This is a genomic window from Pelomonas sp. KK5, assembly GCF_001984095.1.
In the GTDB taxonomy this organism is placed as follows: Bacteria; Pseudomonadota; Gammaproteobacteria; order Burkholderiales; family Burkholderiaceae_C; genus KK5.
Map to the genome: position 1 here is coordinate 1 of NZ_LYVQ01000402.1, position 2,802 is coordinate 2,802.

The window sequence follows — 2,802 nt, forward strand, 5'->3', positions numbered from 1 at the left end:
CCAGCGCGGGGCCGGCGCGGGCTCGCCGAACAGGCGCCGCTGGATGGCCGGCCACAGCCGCGCCGGGGGCGGCACCGGCTCGACCTGGGTGGCCAGCGCCTGCAGGCGCTGCTCCCAGCGCTGCACGGCCTCGATCAGCACCGGATGCGCAGGCAGCAGGCGCTCGAAACGCCGGCGGGCCGGGCCACGCAGCGTGCCCAGCGCGTATTCGGCAGCGAGCTTCTCGGCCCGTTCGGGTCGGCTGTAGTCCATCAGGCCGTCTCCGCGCCAAGCAGGCCCGCGGCCCGGTCCAGGCACTTGCGCAGGCTCAGCAGGCCGCGCCTCACCCAGCTCTTCACCGTGCCGAGCGGCTCGCGCAGATGCTCGGCCAGTTCGGCGTGCGAGTAGCCCTGGTAGTAGGCCAGCGCCAGGCAGGAGCGCTGCTCGCCGCTGAGGCTGCCCATGCAGTGCTCCAGCGCGTGGCGGCGCGAGGCACGGTCCAGCAGTTCCAGCGGGCCGGGCGCGTCGCTGGCGCTGCGGGCCAGCAGGTCCTGCTCCTCGCCGTCGTCGCCGCCCTGGTAGCGGCTGATGGTGTCGGGCTCGGTGGCGCGGCGGCGCAGGCTGTCGATCGCGCGATTGCGGGCGATGCGGCTCAGCCAGGCCAGCGGGTGGCCCTGCAGCGCCTGGTAGCTCGCGGCCGAGCGCCAGATGTTGACGAAGGTCTCCTGCAGCACCTCCTCGGCCTGGCTGCGGTCGCTGTTGATGCGCAGCACGACGCCGAACAGCTGGGAGCAGGTGGCGCGGTAGAGCGCCTCGAAGGCGCCGCGGTCGCCGAGCGCGACGCGCGAGAGCAGGCCGGCGAGCGGCTCCGGGGGCGGTTGGGTGTCCATGGTGGACTGATACGCAGGCCGGGGCGGATTGGATTCACCGGCCCGGTCATTTCCTTGCCATGCGTCCGCGCGTACGCAGCACCGGTCCCGCCGGATGCATGGCCTCCCCCGCATCAGGGGCACACAAGGGCGAAACATCCAGGCCGCGCCGGCCGGCGTAAGGGCTCGGGTGGACAAGCCGTCCATCCCACCCGAGGAGACCCCGATGCATGCACTGCCCTTCCAGGAGCGGCTACGCCCGCTCGCCTTCGCTGCGTCCCTGCTCTGCGCCTTCGCCGCCCAGGCTTCGAGCCACCGCGAGGCGCCCTTCATCACCACCTCGCCCAAGGTGGACGCCAGCGACTTCTACATGTTCATGAGCTACGAGTCGGGCCGCACCGACTACGTGACGCTGATCGCCAACTACCTGCCGCTGCAGGACGCCTACGGCGGGCCGAACTACTTCTCGCTGGACCCGAACGCGCTGTACGAGATCCACGTGGACAACAACGGGGACGCCAAGGAAGACATCACCTTCCAGTTCCGCTTCAAAAACACGCTCAAGGGCACGGCGCTGACGATCGGCGACAAGAGCGTGGCGATCCCGCTGATCCAGTCCGGCACGGTCAGCGACGTGAAGGCCGCCTCGCTGAACGTCAACGAGACCTACACGGTGGACGTGGTGCGCGGCGACCGCCGCTCGGGCACCAAGGCCTCGGTCACCAACGCGACCGGCGGCAGCGCCACCTTCGACAAGCCGGTGGACAACATCGGCGTGAAGACCATCGCCGACTACCCGGCCTACGCGGCCAAGCACATCTACACCGTCAACATCCCCGGCTGCAGCATGCCGGCCAAGGTCTTCGTGGGCCAGCGCAAGGATCCGTTCGCGGTGAACCTGGGCGTGATCTTCGACCTGGTGAACGCGCCGGTCAGTGTGCTCACCGACCCGAGCCTGATCAATGCCGGGCACGACGACCTGGCCGACAAGAACGTCACCACGCTGGCGCTGGAAGTGCACAAGAGCTGCCTCACGGCGGGCACCGAAACCGTGATCGGCGGCTGGACCACGGCCAGCCTGCGCCAGGCCCGCGTGCTCGATCCCTCGCCCAAGTCCGGCCACCAGGCCAACGACAAGGCCGGCGGCGCCTGGGTGCAGGTCTCACGCCTGGGCATGCCCCTGGTCAACGAGGTGGTGATCGGCCTGCCGGACAAGGACAAGTTCAATGCGTCCAAGCCCAAGGATGACGCCCAGTTCGCCAGTTATGTGACCAACCCGACGCTGCCGGCGCTGATCTCCACGGTGCTCAACCTGCCCGGCACCGCACCGACCAACATCCCGCGCAACGACCTGGTCACCACCTTCCTGACCGGCATCAAGGGCGTCAACCAGCCGGCCAACGTGGTGGCCTCGGAGGAGCTGCGGCTGAACACGGCGATCGCCGCCGTGCCCTTCGCGCAGCAGAACCGGCTGGGCATCGTCGGCAACATCCTGGCCGGCGGCAACGACAACGCCGGCTACCCGAACGGCCGCCGGCCCAAGGACGACATCGTCGACATCTCGCTGGTCGCGGTGATGGGCGGCCTGTGCGTGGCCAACGGCGACACCGATGCGCTGAAGTTCGGCGCGGCCTGCAAGCCCTCGGCGGTGCCGCTGGGCGCCACCGCCTTCAAGCTGCACGACGCGGTGGACAACGCGGTGGTGCCGCTGCTGGGCGCCTTCCCGTATCTCTCCACGCCGATCGGCGGCACCAAGTAAGGAGGCCCTGCCATGAAGAACAGAGCACATGCCCTGAGCCCGCTCGCCGCGGCGCTGATGCTGGCCGGCTGTTTCGGCGGCGGTGGCGACGACGGCGGCGGCGGCACGATGACGCCGCCGGCCGACGCCACCGCCGTGCCGGCCAGCGCGCTGGCCTCGTCCACGGCGTACACGCAGTTCGTGCTGACGCTGAGC

At 70.2% G+C, this 2,802-nt stretch carries 2 protein-coding genes and 2 pseudogenes; 2 read left to right on the forward strand and 2 right to left on the reverse strand.

All coding sequences use genetic code 11. From position 1 onward, the window contains the following. Both B0W88_RS30960 and B0W88_RS30965 read right to left on the reverse strand, forming a co-directional pair. Nucleotides 1-252: pseudogene (locus B0W88_RS30960) on the reverse strand (hypothetical protein); the annotation flags it as partial. After that, a complete protein-coding gene (locus B0W88_RS30965) occupies nucleotides 252-869 on the reverse strand; it encodes a sigma-70 family RNA polymerase sigma factor (protein WP_077038318.1) in 618 nt (205 codons plus the stop codon). The gene B0W88_RS30965 and the pseudogene B0W88_RS30960, both read right to left, overlap by 1 nt. A 205-nt stretch (nucleotides 870-1,074) precedes the next feature. Between B0W88_RS30965 and B0W88_RS30970 the strand changes: the two genes are divergently transcribed. Beyond that, complete coding sequence (locus B0W88_RS30970; protein WP_077038319.1) at nucleotides 1,075-2,607, forward strand: DUF4331 domain-containing protein; 1,533 nt, start codon at nucleotides 1,075-1,077, stop codon at nucleotides 2,605-2,607. A gap of 12 nt (nucleotides 2,608-2,619) precedes the next feature. Further along, nucleotides 2,620-2,802 (forward strand): annotated as a pseudogene (locus B0W88_RS30975) (hypothetical protein); the annotation flags it as partial.

What these genes read in the sequence shown, in the direction of transcription:
- B0W88_RS30965 (WP_077038318.1), bottom strand. Translation starts at nt 869, where the DNA reads ATGGACACCCAACCGCCCCCGGAGCCGCTCGCCGGCCTGCTCTCGCGC.
- B0W88_RS30970 (WP_077038319.1), top strand. Translation starts at nt 1,075, where the DNA reads ATGCATGCACTGCCCTTCCAGGAGCGGCTACGCCCGCTCGCCTTCGCT.